Annotated in this window: 17 protein-coding genes and 1 tRNA gene; 10 read left to right on the top strand and 8 right to left on the bottom strand. The window is 59.5% G+C overall.

Annotation, left to right across the window (positions count from 1 at the left end; all coding sequences use genetic code 11):
* The gene (locus AC1RPZ_RS23180; protein WP_493139733.1) at window positions 1-783 is read left to right on the top strand and encodes a divergent polysaccharide deacetylase family protein; all 783 of its coding nucleotides are present in this window, start codon (window positions 1-3) and stop codon (window positions 781-783) included.
* 148 nt (window positions 784-931) lie between these two features.
* Here AC1RPZ_RS23180 and AC1RPZ_RS23175 read toward each other — a convergent pair whose 3' ends face one another.
* From AC1RPZ_RS23175 to AC1RPZ_RS23145, 7 genes are all read right to left on the bottom strand, one after another.
* Complete coding sequence (locus AC1RPZ_RS23175; protein ID WP_493139732.1) at window positions 932-1,687, bottom strand: substrate-binding periplasmic protein; 756 nt, start codon at window positions 1,685-1,687, stop codon at window positions 932-934.
* A gap of 66 nt (window positions 1,688-1,753) precedes the next feature.
* A complete protein-coding gene (hisF, locus tag AC1RPZ_RS23170; protein ID WP_493139730.1) occupies window positions 1,754-2,524 on the bottom strand; it encodes an imidazole glycerol phosphate synthase subunit HisF in 771 nt (256 codons plus the stop codon).
* A 9-nt stretch (window positions 2,525-2,533) separates the two neighbouring features.
* Complete coding sequence (gene hisA / locus AC1RPZ_RS23165) at window positions 2,534-3,271, bottom strand: 1-(5-phosphoribosyl)-5-[(5-phosphoribosylamino)methylideneamino]imidazole-4-carboxamide isomerase (protein ID WP_054595157.1); 738 nt, start codon at window positions 3,269-3,271, stop codon at window positions 2,534-2,536.
* Window positions 3,272-3,313: 42 nt separating this feature from the next.
* The gene (locus tag AC1RPZ_RS23160; protein WP_123424014.1) at window positions 3,314-3,568 is read right to left on the bottom strand and encodes a DUF2164 domain-containing protein; all 255 of its coding nucleotides are present in this window, start codon (window positions 3,566-3,568) and stop codon (window positions 3,314-3,316) included.
* On the bottom strand, window positions 3,568-4,206 hold the full coding sequence (gene hisH / locus AC1RPZ_RS23155; RefSeq protein ID WP_493139728.1) for an imidazole glycerol phosphate synthase subunit HisH: 639 nt from the start codon (window positions 4,204-4,206) through the stop codon (window positions 3,568-3,570). Before hisH ends, AC1RPZ_RS23160 begins: the two co-directional genes overlap by 1 nt.
* Entirely contained in the window at window positions 4,206-4,799 is a 594-nt protein-coding gene (hisB, locus tag AC1RPZ_RS23150) for an imidazoleglycerol-phosphate dehydratase HisB (protein ID WP_019691294.1), read from the bottom strand. The genes hisH and hisB overlap by 1 nt, the downstream gene beginning before the upstream one ends.
* A 272-nt stretch (window positions 4,800-5,071) precedes the next feature.
* Window positions 5,072-6,733: an OFA family MFS transporter gene (locus tag AC1RPZ_RS23145; protein WP_493139727.1), complete on the bottom strand. Its 1,662-nt coding sequence runs from the start codon at window positions 6,731-6,733 to the stop codon at window positions 5,072-5,074.
* Between the two features lie 275 nt (window positions 6,734-7,008).
* Here AC1RPZ_RS23145 and AC1RPZ_RS23140 point away from each other — a divergent pair, with 275 nt between their 5' ends.
* From AC1RPZ_RS23140 to AC1RPZ_RS23120, 5 genes are all read left to right on the top strand, one after another.
* Entirely contained in the window at window positions 7,009-7,407 is a 399-nt protein-coding gene (locus AC1RPZ_RS23140) for an acetyl-CoA sensor PanZ family protein (protein WP_493139726.1), read from the top strand.
* 83 nt (window positions 7,408-7,490) lie between these two features.
* Window positions 7,491-9,719 carry an AsmA family protein gene (locus AC1RPZ_RS23135; RefSeq protein ID WP_493139725.1) on the top strand — a complete coding sequence of 743 codons (2,229 nt, stop codon included), beginning with the start codon at window positions 7,491-7,493 and terminating at the stop codon, window positions 9,717-9,719.
* The gene (mutY, locus tag AC1RPZ_RS23130; protein WP_493139723.1) at window positions 9,716-10,783 is read left to right on the top strand and encodes an A/G-specific adenine glycosylase; all 1,068 of its coding nucleotides are present in this window, start codon (window positions 9,716-9,718) and stop codon (window positions 10,781-10,783) included. The genes AC1RPZ_RS23135 and mutY overlap by 4 nt, the downstream gene beginning before the upstream one ends.
* Window positions 10,780-11,052, top strand: coding sequence for an oxidative damage protection protein (locus AC1RPZ_RS23125; RefSeq protein WP_083367290.1), 273 nt, complete (start codon window positions 10,780-10,782; stop codon window positions 11,050-11,052). The genes mutY and AC1RPZ_RS23125 overlap by 4 nt, the downstream gene beginning before the upstream one ends.
* A 103-nt stretch (window positions 11,053-11,155) precedes the next feature.
* A tRNA-Phe gene (locus tag AC1RPZ_RS23120) sits at window positions 11,156-11,231 on the top strand.
* Between the two features lie 80 nt (window positions 11,232-11,311).
* On the opposite strand, the gene AC1RPZ_RS23115 is transcribed toward AC1RPZ_RS23120, so the two are convergent.
* Window positions 11,312-11,767, bottom strand: coding sequence for a carboxypeptidase regulatory-like domain-containing protein (locus AC1RPZ_RS23115; RefSeq protein WP_493139722.1), 456 nt, complete (start codon window positions 11,765-11,767; stop codon window positions 11,312-11,314).
* 244 nt (window positions 11,768-12,011) lie between these two features.
* Between AC1RPZ_RS23115 and AC1RPZ_RS23110 the strand changes: the two genes are divergently transcribed.
* The 4 genes from AC1RPZ_RS23110 (at window position 12,012) to vapB (ending at window position 14,312) form a co-directional block, all read left to right on the top strand.
* Complete coding sequence (locus AC1RPZ_RS23110; protein ID WP_493139720.1) at window positions 12,012-12,977, top strand: alpha/beta hydrolase family protein; 966 nt, start codon at window positions 12,012-12,014, stop codon at window positions 12,975-12,977.
* Window positions 12,978-13,014: 37 nt separating this feature from the next.
* Entirely contained in the window at window positions 13,015-13,431 is a 417-nt protein-coding gene (locus AC1RPZ_RS23105) for a hypothetical protein (RefSeq protein ID WP_493139718.1), read from the top strand.
* A 6-nt stretch (window positions 13,432-13,437) separates the two neighbouring features.
* The gene (locus AC1RPZ_RS23100; protein WP_493139716.1) at window positions 13,438-13,890 is read left to right on the top strand and encodes a hypothetical protein; all 453 of its coding nucleotides are present in this window, start codon (window positions 13,438-13,440) and stop codon (window positions 13,888-13,890) included.
* 191 nt (window positions 13,891-14,081) lie between these two features.
* Window positions 14,082-14,312, top strand: coding sequence for a type II toxin-antitoxin system VapB family antitoxin (gene vapB, locus AC1RPZ_RS23095; RefSeq protein ID WP_493139715.1), 231 nt, complete (start codon window positions 14,082-14,084; stop codon window positions 14,310-14,312).
* Window positions 14,313-14,393: the final 81 nt, after the last annotated feature.

Raw genomic sequence — 14,393 nt, 5'->3', positions numbered from 1 at the left:
ATGCGCTTGCGGTTGATCCTCAGTCTGCTGTGCTGTCTGACGGGCGCTGCTCACGCGGCGTCCGCCGAGACGGCAGCACCCTCACACAAGGCTTACCTGAGCCTGATCATCGATGACCTGGGACAAAACCTGCCACGCGACCGCCGCGTGCTGGCGCTGCCCGGGCCGGTGACCACGGCAATCATGCCCGATACTCCCCACGCCGCCGAATTTGCCCGCGAGGCCCACCGCGCCGGCAAGATCGTCATGCTGCACATGCCCATGGACCCGGCCACCGGCCCGTTCGCCTGGCATCCCGAGCTTCCCATCGAAGAACTGCAAAAGCGCCTGGATGCGGCGTTCAAGGCCGTGCCCTATACCAGCGGCATCAACAACCACATGGGCAGCCGCATGACCGCCCAGCAACCGGCCATGGCCTGGTTGATGGGCGAGTTGCAGCGTCGACACAAGTTTTTCGTCGACAGCCGTACCAGCGCTCAGACAGTCGCCGCTGCCGAGGCGCAAAAGATTGGTCTGGCCAGCGTCTCGCGGGATGTGTTTCTCGATGATGAGCGCACCGAGGCGGCGATCTTCACTCAGCTACAGACGGCGATTAGCCTGGCACGCAAACAGGGTTCGGCAGTGATGATCGGTCACCCTTACCCGCAAACCCTGGCGGTACTGGAGCACGAGCTGCCCAAGCTCAAGGCTCAGGGCATTGAGTGGATCGATATCAAGTTGATGATCAGCATTCGCAGCAACAAGGCGATGGTTGGGCACGGGAAGGATGGGGTGTACCGCTGACCGCAAAACACCATAAATATAATGTGGGAGCGAGCTTGCTCGCGATGAGGCCATCACAGTCAACGCTTTTGTTGACTATCGGACCGCTATCGCGAGCAAGCTCGCTCCCACATTTTTTTGTGTATGTCACAGGATCCAGTGCCGGCCTTTAGAGATACCGCGCCATGATGTCGTCCACCACGCCTTCCTTGCGCAACTGATCCAGCGCGGCCTGAAGCTTGGCGACGATTTCGTCGGACACGTCTTTGTTCAGCGCCAGGTACAACTGAGCACTGTTGAAACGCAGCACGGTCTTGAGGCCAGTCACACCATCCTGCCGAGCGAGGTAACGGCCGGCAGGATCACCCGTCGCCCAAAGGTCGATCTGGCCGTTGACCAGTTTCTTCGCGTTGTCCTGATCGCGCAGCACCACGATGGGCTTGAGCCCCTGTTTGGCCAGTGTCTCGGCAATCGCATCACCTTTGTAGGCGCCGATCTTGTATTTGCGCGCCTGCTGCAACGACTCCAGGGTGATCTTGCTGTCAGCCTTGGCCAGCATGATCCAGTCATCCGGGCCGATGGGGCCGACCCATTTGAAGAGTTTTTCCCGATCCGGCAGTCGCGCCATGACGAACACGCCGTAACCGGGTTTTTCCAGGGCGAGTTTGTAGATTCGCTCCCAAGGGAAACGCAGCGTCAGGCTGTAGGTGATTTCGGCACGCTTGAACATCTCGCGGACGATGTCCACGGCGATCCCGTTGATGTTGTCTTCTTGAGCGAAATTCTTGCCATTCTTCGCCATGTTGTAAGGCGGGAAGTTTTCCGTCAGCAGCACCAGATCGGGGTCGGTTTTTTCTGCAGCACCCACAGCGCCAGCCAGTAATAACGAGGTGCTGGCGAGTACGAGAAGACGACGCTTGAACATGACGGTCTACCGGAATCCATGGCGTGCCCAAGCTTGCCCTGAGCCCGCCATGCTGTCCACTGGCCTTTATCGGACGCAGATACCGCGATGCGCCATGTAAGCCTTGGCTTCCGGCACGGTGTATTCGCCGAAGTGGAAAATACTCGCCGCCAGCACCGCGCTGGCGTGGCCTTCGATAATACCGTCAGCCAGATGCTGCAAATTGCCGACACCGCCAGAGGCGATCACCGGAATCCCCAATGCATCGCTAATGGCCCGGGTGACACCCAGGTCGAAGCCGTTTTTCATGCCGTCCTGGTCCATGCTGGTCAGCAGGATTTCGCCGGCCCCCAGACCTTCCATCTTCTTCGCCCACTCCACCGCATCCAGCCCGGTAGGTTTGCGACCGCCGTGGGTGAAGATCTCCCAACGCGGGGTTTCGCCCGGCAGTGAAACCTTCTTGGCATCGATGGCGACAACGATGCATTGCGAGCCGAAATGCTGCGCCGCTTCGCCGACGAACTCAGGGTTGAACACCGCAGCGGTGTTGATCGAGACCTTGTCCGCACCGGCATTGAGCAAGTTGCGGATGTCTTGCACGGTACGCACGCCACCACCGACGGTCAGCGGGATGAACACCTGGCTGGCCATGCGCTCGACGGTATGCAGCGTGGTATCGCGGCCATCGACGCTGGCAGTGATGTCGAGAAAGGTAATCTCGTCGGCACCTTGCTCGTCGTAGCGACGGGCGATTTCCACCGGGTCGCCGGCGTCACGGATGTTCTCGAACTTCACACCTTTGACGACCCGGCCGTTATCCACGTCCAGACAAGGAATGATGCGTTTGGCCAGTGCCATGGTGAGTCCTCAGCCTTTGTACGAATCGCAGAAAGCTTGCGCTTCAGCGACGTCGAGGGTGCCTTCGTAAATCGCCCGGCCGGTGATGGCGCCGATGATCCCCGGCGCCTTGGCGTCGAGCAGCGACTTGATGTCACCCAGGTTGTGAATGCCGCCGGACGCAATCACCGGAATCCGCGTGGCGGCGGCCAGTGCTGCGGTGTACGACACGTTGCAGCCCTGCATCATGCCGTCTTTGGCGATGTCGGTATAAACAATGGCAGATACGCCGTCGGCTTCAAACTGCTTGGCCAGGTCGATGACCTGAACGGTGCTGATTTCAGCCCAGCCGTCGGTGGCGACGAAGCCGTCTTTGGCGTCCAGACCAACGATCACCTTGCCCGGGAAGGCGCGGCAAGCCTCGGCAACGAACGCCGGATCTTTCACAGCTTTGGTGCCGATGATCACGTAGCTCACGCCCGCTTTCACGTAGTGTTCAATGGTTTCCAGCGAACGGATACCGCCGCCGATCTGAATCGGCAGGTTCGGGTAGCGCTTGGCGATCGCGGTGACCACTTCGCCGTTGACTGGCTGGCCTTCGAAGGCGCCGTTCAGGTCGACCAGATGCAGACGACGGCAACCGCCCTCCACCCACTTGGCAGCCATGCTCACCGGGTCATCGGAGAACACTGTGGAATCTTCCATGCGGCCCTGGCGCAGACGTACACAGGCACCGTCTTTAAGATCGATAGCGGGAATAATCAGCATCTGGCAAACCTTTGAATTCGATTTTTCAGCGTTGCTCGGAAATCAGTTTTTCTCGAGCGCCCACAAGTCGCTTTCGATACTTTCGAACCTCTCTTTGAGGTGCGTCTGCACATCGAAAATCGCCCTGTTGTAATAGTGCGGAGCAATTTCGCGGGTAAACAGCTCAAGAATTTCAGCCGCCTCGAACGAGCCGAGGTCGAGTTCGAAGCGGTCTTCCATGAAGCGCTTGATCTTGCTGTTGGCCTCGTTCTCTTGCTCGGGTGTGAGCGTCAAGATTGGCGGCTTCTTCTTGGCCATTACCAGCGACCGTCCCACGCAGCGAAGTTCTGCAGCAATTGCAGGCCATGGGTATGGCTCTTCTCCGGGTGGAACTGCACGGCGAAACGCGAGCCTTCGGCCAGCGCTGCGGCGAAGTCGACGCCGTAGTGACCGCCGCCCACCACCTGACGCGGGTTACCGGCGGCGATGTAGTAGCTGTGCACGAAGTAGAAACGCGCCAGGTCCGGAATGTTGTGCCACAGCGGGTGATCCACCGTCTGCTTCACTTCGTTCCAGCCCATGTGCGGGACTTTCAGGTGTTCGCCGTCCTCAACCAGACCTTTGCCGAAGAACTTCACCTGGCCTGGAAACAGACCAATGCAATCGACGCCGTCATTTTCTTCACTGCGTTCAAGCAAGGCTTGCATGCCCACGCAGATGCCGAGGAATGGACGGTCCTGACTGACTTCACGCACCAGCGAGTCGAAACCGAGGCGACGGATCTCCGCCATGCAATCGCGAATCGCGCCCACACCGGGAAAAACCACCCGGTCGGCTTCGCGAATCACATCGGCATCGCTGGTGATCAGCACCTTGCCGGCACCGACGTGCTCGAGGGCCTTGGCCACCGAGTGCAGGTTGCCCATGCCGTAATCGATAACCGCGACCGTCTGCATTACAGAACGCCCTTGGTCGAAGGCATTTGCCCGGCCATGCGCTCATCCAGCTCGACAGCCATGCGCAATGCGCGGCCGAAGGCCTTGAACACGGTTTCGATCTGGTGGTGGGTGTTGTGCCCACGCAGATTGTCGATGTGCAAGCTGACGTTGGCGTGGTTGACGAAGCCCTGGAAGAACTCCTGGAACAAGTCGACATCGAAGCCGCCAACGGTGGCGCGGGTATAGGGAACGTGCATCTGCAGGCCTGGGCGGCCGGAGAAGTCGATGACCACACGCGACAGCGCTTCATCGAGCGGCACATAGGCGTGGCCGTAACGACGGATGCCTTTTTTGTCGCCGATCGCTTTGGTGAAGGCTTGACCCAGCGTGATACCGACGTCTTCCACCGTGTGGTGGTCGTCGATATGCAGGTCACCCTTGCACTCGATATCCAGGTCGATCAGCCCGTGACGGGCGATCTGGTCCAGCATGTGCTCAAGGAAGGGAACACCGATATTGAATCGGGCCTTTCCGGTGCCATCCAGGTTGATCGAGGCTTTGATCTGGGTTTCCAGAGTGTCGCGCTCGACAGACGCCTTACGTTCGGCCATCACCAGCTCCGCAAAATCATTGGGCGAAAAAGGCAACCATTATAGGGGCGCGGACGCCAAACAGAAACACACGAGGTGATATCCCTGACGGGCTGAACCCAATGCCGCCGGGGATATACATGTCAGTACAAGCCAGAATTCGTTGCGAAGCATGGCTGTTGACCTCCTGTGGGAGCGAGCTTGCTCGCGATAGCGGACTGACATTCAACATCAATGTTGAATGTGAAGTCGTCATCGCGAGCAAGCTCGCTCCCACAGGAGTAATGCGTTTATTAGTGGAAGAGGACAGCAGTCTTCTGCAACGTCACCCAAACACCCCACGCCAGCGGAATACCCACCACCAGCCATGCAGCAATGGCCAATGGCACGCTGCCCGAGGAGGCTTTCCACTCCAGCACGGTGGTGCTGTTCGCGCCTTTGTCGTGACCCAGCGCCTGTTCGGTGGCCAGTTCGGCATCGGTCATGAAGTATTTGTCCGCCACCGGACGCACCAGCAGGTTGCAGAGGAAACCCAGCACCAGCAGGCCAGCGAGGATGTACAGGGTGATGTCATACGCAGCAGCGCGCTCGACGCCGATGCTCAACTGATATTCACGCAAGTAGTTGACCAACACCGGACCGAGCACGCCAGCCGCAGCCCAGGCAGTCAGCAGACGACCGTGGATCGCACCGACCATCTGCGTACCGAACAGGTCCGCCAGGTACGCCGGAACCGTCGCGAAACCACCGCCGTACATCGACAGAATGATGCAGAACGCCGCAACGAATAGTGCGATGTTGCCTAAATGGCCGAGGTTCGGGATCAACGCATACAGGGAAAAACCCAGGGCGAAGAACACGAAGTAGGTGTTTTTGCGGCCCAGGTAGTCGGAGAACGATGCCCAGAAAAACCGGCCACCGATGTTGAACAGGCTCAGCAAACCGGTGAAACCCGCTGCGATTGCCGCGATCGACGCCAATTGCGAAGCATCCAGCTGACCGAAGGTCAGATCGTTGCCGAGCAATTTACCGGCGAATACTTCCTGCAACAGCGGCGACGCCATACCGAGAATGCCAATACCCGCCGACACGTTCAGGCACAGTACCAGCCACACCAGACGGAACTGCGGAGTTTTCCACGCAACGTTCACGTGCACGTGACGGTGAGTGATCATCGCGTTCGCGGCTTTTTTCGCCGGGGCGGTCCAGCCTTCAGGCTTCCAGCCGGTCGGCGGAACGCGGTACGACAGCGCACCACCGATCATGAACACGAAGTAGATCGCGGCCATCACCAGGAAGCTCTGCCACACGCCCACGCCGGTCGGCGAAGCGAAATGGCCCATCAACGCAGCGGCCAGCGGAGCACCGACCATCGCGCCACCGCCGAAGCCCATGATCGCCATGCCGGTGGCCATGCCGCGCTTGTCCGGGAACCACTTGATCAGGGTCGAAACCGGCGAGATATAACCCAACCCCAGGCCAATACCGCCAATGACCCCAGAGCCAATCCACATCAGCCAGATCTGGTGGGTATAAACCCCCAACGCGGAAATCAGCAGACCGCCGCACCAGCACAGTGCCGAAACGACACCGGCCTTGCGTGGCCCGGCATGTTCCAGCCAGCCGCCCCAGATCGCTGCCGAGCAGCCGAGGAAAATGAAAAACAGCGTGTAAATCCAGCCGAGCATAGAGATCGGCCAGTCACACTGGGACGAGAAAATCTGTGCGATGAAGCTCATGCCTGGCGCGCAAGCCACCGGCGCGGTCACGCCCAGGGCTTTGGACAGCGGCAACCAAAACACCGAAAAGCCGTAGGCCATGCCAATGCACAGGTGGATGGCCAACGCGGCCGGTGGAACCAGCCAGCGGTTGAAACCGGGCCTGGCGATGATCCGCTCCTTGGACAGGAACGCTGACTGGGCGGGAATAATGCCCGCCTCGGTACTCGTGCTCATTTGTGTTTCCCCCAATTATTAGTATGGTTCGCCAGACACTCTTCACTCACGGCCTTGTTGCACGCAGGCATGACCGTTTTATTGAGTAGAGCGTCGTATTGGCGCGACATCAGGTCGCAGAAGAACCGACGAACGGGCAAAGGTTACCATTTGCCTGTGACAGAAAAACCAGACTGACATCACCTTTTATGTGACATCTGTTCCGATCACGCACTAAAAAAGCCGTTTCACCCGTTGCCGGGTAATGCCCGGACAACCCTTTCACAGGAAACCTTATGCCCATCGTTGTCGAATCGCTGAACGAACCCAGCTATCAGGATCAGCAGGACCTGCAGAAGATCTACCACGACGCCCCACAGTGGCTGCTTGCTCCGTTCAACGATGAGCTGCAACTGATTGAAAACAGCCTGCGCGACGGCTCGCTGATCGCCGGACGCTTCAATGACCGACTGCTCGGTGCGGCACGCTTGCATCGGCAACAGGACATCTGGCAGTTGTCCCATTTGTGCGTGCGAAAAATTACCCGCCGCCGTGGTGTGGCCGAGCGTCTGGTCAGCGAAGCGAAAAAAATGGCTGGACTCGCGGGAGCAACGTTGCACCTGCTGGCCCCGGCCGGACACCTCGAAGCCCAGGCACTGGCCGCCAAGCTCAAATTGCCGCTGGACGCGCTCTAGCGCGATCACCGACCAGTCGTCGGTTTCGGGGCGCTATACTCCCTGGCTAAATTTCGACATTGACTCACTACAAGGACTCGCCCATGAAAGCGTTCGGCAAAATCCTGGGTCTGGTGCTTCTCGGGCTGTTGCTGATCATTGTGGCGCTGGGCTTTGCCCTGACCCACTTCTTCGATCCCAACGACTACAAAGACGAGATTCGCCAAATTGCCCGCGACAAGGCCCACATCGAGCTGACGCTCAATGGCGATATCGGCTGGAGCCTGTTCCCTTGGCTCGGCCTTGAACTGCACGAAGCCAGCGTCGCGACCCTGGCCAATCCGACCCAGCCGTTTGCCGACCTGCAAATGCTTGGCCTGTCCGTGCGGGTGCTACCGTTGCTGCGCCGTGAAGTGCAGATGAGCGATGTCCGTGTCGAAGGCCTGAACCTGCGCCTCAACCGCGACAAGGATGGCCACGGCAACTGGGAAGACATCGGCAAGGTCCCACCTGTCGCCGCCAAGGCTGGTGTGCCGGCCAGCGGCACCAGCGAACCGACCGCCGAAACACCCGCCACCCCGGAAAAACCGGCCCAACCGATTCGCCTCGACATCGACAGCCTGACCGTGAACAACGCTCGGGTTGAATACAACGATGAGCGCACCGGCAAGCAGTTCAGCGCCGAAAGCATCCAGCTGAGCACCGGCCCGGTGCACGACGCGACCAATATTCAGGTCAAGTTGACGGCGTTCCTGGCCAGCAACCAGCCGGACGTGCGGGTGCGCAGCGAACTCAATGGCGAGCTGCGTTTCGAACGCGCCCTCCAGCGCTACCAGTTCGAAGACATGAAGCTTTCCGGCGAAATCACCGGTGAACCGCTGCAAGGCAAGGCCGTCACCTTTGCCGCACAAGGCCAGCTGCTGCTGGATAAAGCGGCGAATGTCGCCGAGTGGACCGGAATCAAGATCTCCGCCAACCAGTTGCGCGCCTTGGGCGAACTGAAGGTCAATGACCTGGACAAAACCCCGCAGATCAGCGGCGGCGTGTCGATTGCCCAATTCGATCTGGCGAAGTTTGTCGACAGCATCGGCCAGAAACTCCCGGCCATGGCCGAGGGCAGCCTGAGCAAGGTAGAACTGGTCAGCCGTCTCGCGGGCACCCCGACCAGCGTGACGCTGGACAATATCAACCTGAAAGTCGACGACAGCAGCTTCAGCGGGCGTATCGCCGTCGAGGATTTCGCCAAGCAATCGTTGCGCTTGCAGCTCAAGGGCGACACCTTCGACGCAGATCGCTACCTGCCGCCAACATCCGCCGAAGCCAACAGCGCCGCAGTGGCACGTCAGTCTGAAGTCAGCAGCACCGAGGCCGACGCGTTGGCCGGTGCCGGCAGCACGCCGCTACCAAACGCCCCCACCAAAGGCGCCTGGAGCAGCGACAAACTGATTCCAACAGAACGCCTGAGCAAACTGGATCTGAATGCCGACCTGACCTTCGGCCAACTGACCCTCGACAAGCTGCCGATCCAGAATGCCGCGCTGAAGGCCACAGGCCAGGGTGGCCTGCTGACGCTGGAAAACCTGCGTGGCGATCTCTACAACGGCAACTTCGACGCCAAGGGCACACTGGATGTACGTCAACCCGTGCCGTTGCTGAGCCTGCAAACGCAGATCAGCAAAGTCCCGGCGGAAAAGATTCTCGAAAGCCAAGGGAAAACCCCGCCGGTCAAAGGCCTGGTCACGCTCAACAGCAACCTGACCGCCAGCGGCAATAGCCAGAAAGCGCTGATCGACAGCCTCAACGGCACGGCCAGTTTCGCGATCAATAATGGCGTGCTGCTCAACGCCAACCTTGAGCAACAACTGTGCAAAGGCATCGCCACCCTGAACCACAAAACCCTCAGCGGCGAACCGCGTGGCAAGGACACGCCATTCCAGGAGTTCAAGGGCAACCTGACGTTCCGTAACGGCGTGGCCAGTAATCCGGACCTGAAAGTGCGCATCCCGGGCATGACCGTCAACGGTAGCGGTGACGTCGACCTGCGCGTACTGGGCATGGACTACCGCGTCGGCATCATCGTCGAAGGTGACAAGAGCGACATGCCGGACCCGGCCTGCCAGGTCAACGAGCGCTATGCCGGCATTGAGTGGCCATTGCGCTGCCGTGGTCCGCTGGAGCTCGGTGCCAAGGCCTGTCGTCTGGACAATGAGCGTCTCGGTCAGGTCGCGGGGAAGCTGGCCGGCGACAAGCTCGGTGAAAAAATCGATGAGAAACTCGGCGACAAAGTCAGTCCAGAACTGAGAAACGCCCTCAAGGGGCTGTTCAAACGATGAAAGCCGAGCAATTTTCAACCGCGGTGCTTGACTGGTACGACGTCCATGGCCGCCACGATTTGCCCTGGCAACAGGGCATCACCCCGTATCGGGTGTGGGTCTCGGAAATCATGTTGCAGCAGACCCAGGTCAGCACCGTGCTGAACTACTTCGACCGGTTCATGGCGTCGTTGCCAACAGTCGAAGCCCTGGCCGCCGCGCCGGAAGATGAAGTGCTGCACCTGTGGACCGGACTGGGTTACTACACCCGCGCGCGCAACTTGCAAAAAACCGCGAAGATCGTCGTTGCCGAGTACGGTGGGGAGTTCCCGCGGGATGTGGAAAAGCTCACCGACTTGCCGGGCATCGGCCTGTCCACTGCAGGCGCCATCGCCAGCCTGAGCATGGGCCTGCGCGCCCCGATTCTCGACGGCAACGTCAAACGGGTGCTGGCACGCTTTACCGCGCAAGAGGGCTACCCCGGCGAACCGAAGGTTGCCAAACAGCTGTGGGCCAACGCTGAGCGCTTCACGCCTTACGATCGGGTCAACGCCTACACCCAGGCGATGATGGACCTGGGCGCTACGCTCTGCACCCGCAGCAAGCCAAGTTGCCTGCTGTGTCCACTGGAAAAGGGCTGCGAAGCGCACATGCTCGGTTTGGAGACGCGCTACCCGATCCCCAAACCGCGCAAAACCGTGCCACAGAAGCGCACGCTGATGCCGATGCTCGCCAACCGCGACGGCGCCATTCTGCTTTACCGACGCCCTTCCACGGGCTTGTGGGGCGGTTTGTGGAGCCTGCCGGAACTCGACGACCTCGGCGATCTGGAACATCTGGCATTGCAACACTCGCTGGAACTGGGCAAGCACGTTGAACTGCCGAGCCTGGTGCACACCTTCAGCCATTTCCAACTGGCTATCGAACCCTGGCTGGTCCAGGTCCAGGAGTCTGGCCATCACGTGGCCGAGGCCGACTGGCTCTGGTATAACCTCGCCACCCCGCCGCGCCTGGGCCTTGCCGCCCCGGTGAAAAAACTGCTGAAGCGCGCGGCCGACGTATTGAACGCAGGAGAGTCGTCATGACCCGCACCATCATGTGCCGCAAGTACAAAGAACAATTGCCCGCCCTGGAGCGCGCTCCATTCCCGGGCGCCAAAGGTCAGGACATTTTTGACCACGTCTCGGCCAAGGCCTGGGCCGACTGGCAAAAACACCAGACCCTGCTGATCAACGAAAAACGCCTGAACATGATGAACGCCGAAGACCGCAAATATCTTCAGGGCGAGATGGACAAGTACTTCTCCGGCGAGGAATACGCCAAGGCCGAAGGCTACGTTCCACCTGCCGAGTAATCCCGTAAAAACGGGGGTTGGATCGTAAGCGACGGTAATAATTAAATATTTTTTGAAAACTTGCTTGACGACCCCCTGAAAAACCCGTTTAATGCGCCCCGTTGCCCAGATAGCTCAGTCGGTAGAGCAGGGGATTGAAAATCCCCGTGTCGGCGGTTCGATTCCGTCTCTGGGCACCAAATACCGAAAACCCTGAATCGCAAGATTCAGGGTTTTTTTATGCCCGCGATTTGATGACGCCGCGCAAAAGCCGTCATCCCTAACTATTGCTATTAGCCTTCCAGTGGAAGACCAGATTGCGTGCAGCACCTTTGCCGACGTCGGCGGTATCACGCAGCACTTCACCATTACGCGTTGCGACAACGGTGTACTTGCCAGCGGGTAGCTGAACGTAAACCAGAGGACCAGCCTGGGTCAGGGTCAGCACGGTTTGCCCTTGGGCTTTCTGAATGACCAGATCTACGTCGGGAACATATTTATTCTCCGCCCCGGTGGAGAAGGTCATGTGCAGGTTGTAGCCCTTGGTTTGCTGAATGGCCTTTGACTCATCCTCGCCGATACCGCCAGACAGGTAGGTGATCCCGTTTTGCTCTTGCTGCTGGACCTGCACGGCTGAACTGTCGATCGGCTCAAGGCTGGCGGCCCGCAACATGACTGGAGACACCAGTAAGCCGACAGCGGCGAGGGGCAGTATGAATGAATGGACGTACCTCATGATGACGACTCCCGGGTTCCACAGAACCCTATCTGCTACACCATTTTTGATTGCTGATCGAGGATCAGGGTTTTAGATCGATTCGAACTTGAGCTCAGTGCGAATCGGAGCAAACACTGAGTACACCCGAATCAGATCCTCCAGTAAGTGACGCATTGCATCGCGCGACCGCCAATTCCAAACCGTTGCACAACGCTAACGTTGAAGTTCATTCTTGGGCTCGTCATCGCCAGGGCTCAGCCCCATGAATCTACAAAGCGTACCCTCCACGCTCAGGCCAGAATCGTCAGCCGCACAAACGCAAAGCGTGCCCTTCAAGGAACCTGCCGCCGACGGCTTCACCCTTGGCGGCTTCACCTGGCGACACGCCCTCGCGAACGCAATGCGCCCGGTCGTCATCATCAACGCCGCCACCTCAGTCCGCTGCCGGCACTACTCGCGCTTCGCCGATTACCTGTTCGCCAACGGCTTCGACGTCATCACCTATGACTACCGCGGCATCGGCGAGTCTCGGCCGACATCGCTGAAAGGGCTACAGGCTTCATGGACCGACTGGGGCGCGCTGGATTTCGAAGCCATACTCAAACGCGCTCAGCGGGAGTTTCCCGGCCAACCCATCGACGTGGTCGGCCACAGCTTCGGCGGCTGTGCGGCGGGATTGGGCGCTTCAGGGCACGTGATCCGGCGCCTGGTGACCGTCGGCGCGCAGTTCGCCTACTGGCGCGACTATGCGCCTGCCCATCGCTGGCGGATGTTCGGCAAGTGGCACCTGCTGATGCCGTTGATGACGCTGGTGTGCGGCTACTTCCCCGGCAAACGCCTCGGCTGGCTGGAAGACACGCCCGCCGGTGTGGTTCGCGATTGGAGCACGCCCACTGCCCGCTACGAGAAGCGTCCCAGCGGTCGCGCCATCCACGCCAGGAGCGGCCGACTGCCCTTCGCCAATGTCACCGCACAAACCCTGGCCATCAGCCTCAGCGATGACCCCTACGGCACCATTGCGGCCATCGAACGCTTGCTCGACTACTTCACCGGCAGTACAAACACCCACTTGCGAATCGCCCCGGAAGACATCGGTGAAGAAGAAGTCGGACATTTCGCCTTTTTTCGCAGCCCATACCAAGCCACACTATGGCCCATTGCATTGTCATGGCTGCAAAACGGCGAGCTGACACCCGACACCCCCGGGCGGCGAGTGCCACGCAGCTGAGTGGCCTGCCCTCTCAACGAAATACGGAACGACGCCCATGGCATCCGCGAACAAACAGCACAAACGCGCTACCCGCGCTAAAGCGAAAGCCAAGCAGAACCGCACTCAACGGGCCGCCGCGCCGGTCGAGCTGGACCCGAACGACGATCGCATCGACTTCGAATCGGTGGACCTGACCGAACTGTTCAAAAAAATGATCGACGCCGAAAAAACCAGTCAGCAAGCGATGTGCGCGGCCTTCCTGGAAGACCCGCTGCTGGAGCTGGTGTACGAACAGGAAGGCGAGGAAGGCGCGATGGACTTCATCCTCGCCGCGCTGATCGAGTATCGCCAATGGTCCACCGAGGTGGACGAAGCCGGCGCCCTGGCGTGGATTGAATCACCGGCCTTCCAGACTGACTACGTGGCGGCGTCCGACGCCATCGCGGCCCAAACCCAACAGAAACCGAACTGAGTTCCCATGGCATCCCTGAACAAGCAACAGAAACGCGCCAAACGCGCCAAGATCAAAGCCAGGCAAATCAATATTCACGGCAGAAAACCCGCCGCGCTGGACGATGACCTGGGCGAAATCGGCGAGCCGATCCCGGAATACACCCTGGCGATGTTCAGCAAAATGCGCGACGCCGAAGCCATCGGCCGCAACGACATGCTGCTGACCCTGCTGGCAAACCTCAGCGAGATCATCAGCGACCATCCAGAGCTGCTGGACATGGAAAACGCCGAGAACGAGGCCATGGCCGCCACTCACCTGGCCGCCGACATGCTGATCGACTACCGCATGTGGACCGATGGCGTGGACCGTGAGGTCGCCCAGGCCTGGCTGACAGAGCCGCAGTTCATCACCGACTTCGGGATTGCGCTGGACAGTTATCGCGAGTCGCTGGAAGAGCCTGAGGCAAAAGCCGAATAACCTGCCGCTGAAGCTTACGAAAACAAAAACGGCCGCTTGTCATCCCTGACAGCGGCCGTTTCTTTTACGAGTTATCGCTGCGTCGACAATCTGGCTCCACCCTTCATCAGCTCAACGTATATCCCATTGACATATCCCTCTCACAACCTATCCTTTGAGCTCTAAGCGCACCCGATACGGAGGACACTCCAATGGAACAGACCACCCTTTTCATGAGCAATCGAAGCCAGGCCGTCCGCTTGCCCAAGGCAGTGGCAATGCCTGAAGACGTGAAACGCGTCAATGTTGTAGCCATTGGCCGCACTCGTATCATCACGCCGGCAGGTGAAGCCTGGGATAGCTGGTTCGATGGCGATAACGTCACTGCCGATTTTATGGCCGACCGTGAGCAACCGGCCGATCAGGAGCGCGAGTCGTTCTGATGATCAGCCCTTTCAAGGTCTTCGTTTAAAATCCCCCAAAACTCCAGTCAAGGTGACTAAAGCGATGTGGGCAGAGGTTCT

This window comes from Pseudomonas sp. GW822-FHT02D10 (assembly GCF_058802345.1).
Note: the sequence above shows the minus strand (reverse complement) of the source record. Positions and strands in the feature narration are given on the sequence as shown.

What these genes read in the sequence shown, in the direction of transcription:
- AC1RPZ_RS23180 (WP_493139733.1), top strand. Translation starts at nt 1, where the DNA reads ATGCGCTTGCGGTTGATCCTCAGTCTGCTGTGCTGTCTGACGGGCGCT.
- AC1RPZ_RS23175 (WP_493139732.1), bottom strand. Translation starts at nt 1,687, where the DNA reads ATGTTCAAGCGTCGTCTTCTCGTACTCGCCAGCACCTCGTTATTACTG.
- hisF (WP_493139730.1), bottom strand. Translation starts at nt 2,524, where the DNA reads ATGGCACTGGCCAAACGCATCATTCCTTGTCTGGACGTGGATAACGGC.
- hisA (WP_054595157.1), bottom strand. Translation starts at nt 3,271, where the DNA reads ATGCTGATTATTCCCGCTATCGATCTTAAAGACGGTGCCTGTGTACGT.
- AC1RPZ_RS23160 (WP_123424014.1), bottom strand. Translation starts at nt 3,568, where the DNA reads ATGGCCAAGAAGAAGCCGCCAATCTTGACGCTCACACCCGAGCAAGAG.
- hisH (WP_493139728.1), bottom strand. Translation starts at nt 4,206, where the DNA reads ATGCAGACGGTCGCGGTTATCGATTACGGCATGGGCAACCTGCACTCG.
- hisB (WP_019691294.1), bottom strand. Translation starts at nt 4,799, where the DNA reads ATGGCCGAACGTAAGGCGTCTGTCGAGCGCGACACTCTGGAAACCCAG.
- AC1RPZ_RS23145 (WP_493139727.1), bottom strand. Translation starts at nt 6,733, where the DNA reads ATGAGCACGAGTACCGAGGCGGGCATTATTCCCGCCCAGTCAGCGTTC.
- AC1RPZ_RS23140 (WP_493139726.1), top strand. Translation starts at nt 7,009, where the DNA reads ATGCCCATCGTTGTCGAATCGCTGAACGAACCCAGCTATCAGGATCAG.
- AC1RPZ_RS23135 (WP_493139725.1), top strand. Translation starts at nt 7,491, where the DNA reads ATGAAAGCGTTCGGCAAAATCCTGGGTCTGGTGCTTCTCGGGCTGTTG.
- mutY (WP_493139723.1), top strand. Translation starts at nt 9,716, where the DNA reads ATGAAAGCCGAGCAATTTTCAACCGCGGTGCTTGACTGGTACGACGTC.
- AC1RPZ_RS23125 (WP_083367290.1), top strand. Translation starts at nt 10,780, where the DNA reads ATGACCCGCACCATCATGTGCCGCAAGTACAAAGAACAATTGCCCGCC.
- AC1RPZ_RS23115 (WP_493139722.1), bottom strand. Translation starts at nt 11,767, where the DNA reads ATGAGGTACGTCCATTCATTCATACTGCCCCTCGCCGCTGTCGGCTTA.
- AC1RPZ_RS23110 (WP_493139720.1), top strand. Translation starts at nt 12,012, where the DNA reads ATGAATCTACAAAGCGTACCCTCCACGCTCAGGCCAGAATCGTCAGCC.
- AC1RPZ_RS23105 (WP_493139718.1), top strand. Translation starts at nt 13,015, where the DNA reads ATGGCATCCGCGAACAAACAGCACAAACGCGCTACCCGCGCTAAAGCG.
- AC1RPZ_RS23100 (WP_493139716.1), top strand. Translation starts at nt 13,438, where the DNA reads ATGGCATCCCTGAACAAGCAACAGAAACGCGCCAAACGCGCCAAGATC.
- vapB (WP_493139715.1), top strand. Translation starts at nt 14,082, where the DNA reads ATGGAACAGACCACCCTTTTCATGAGCAATCGAAGCCAGGCCGTCCGC.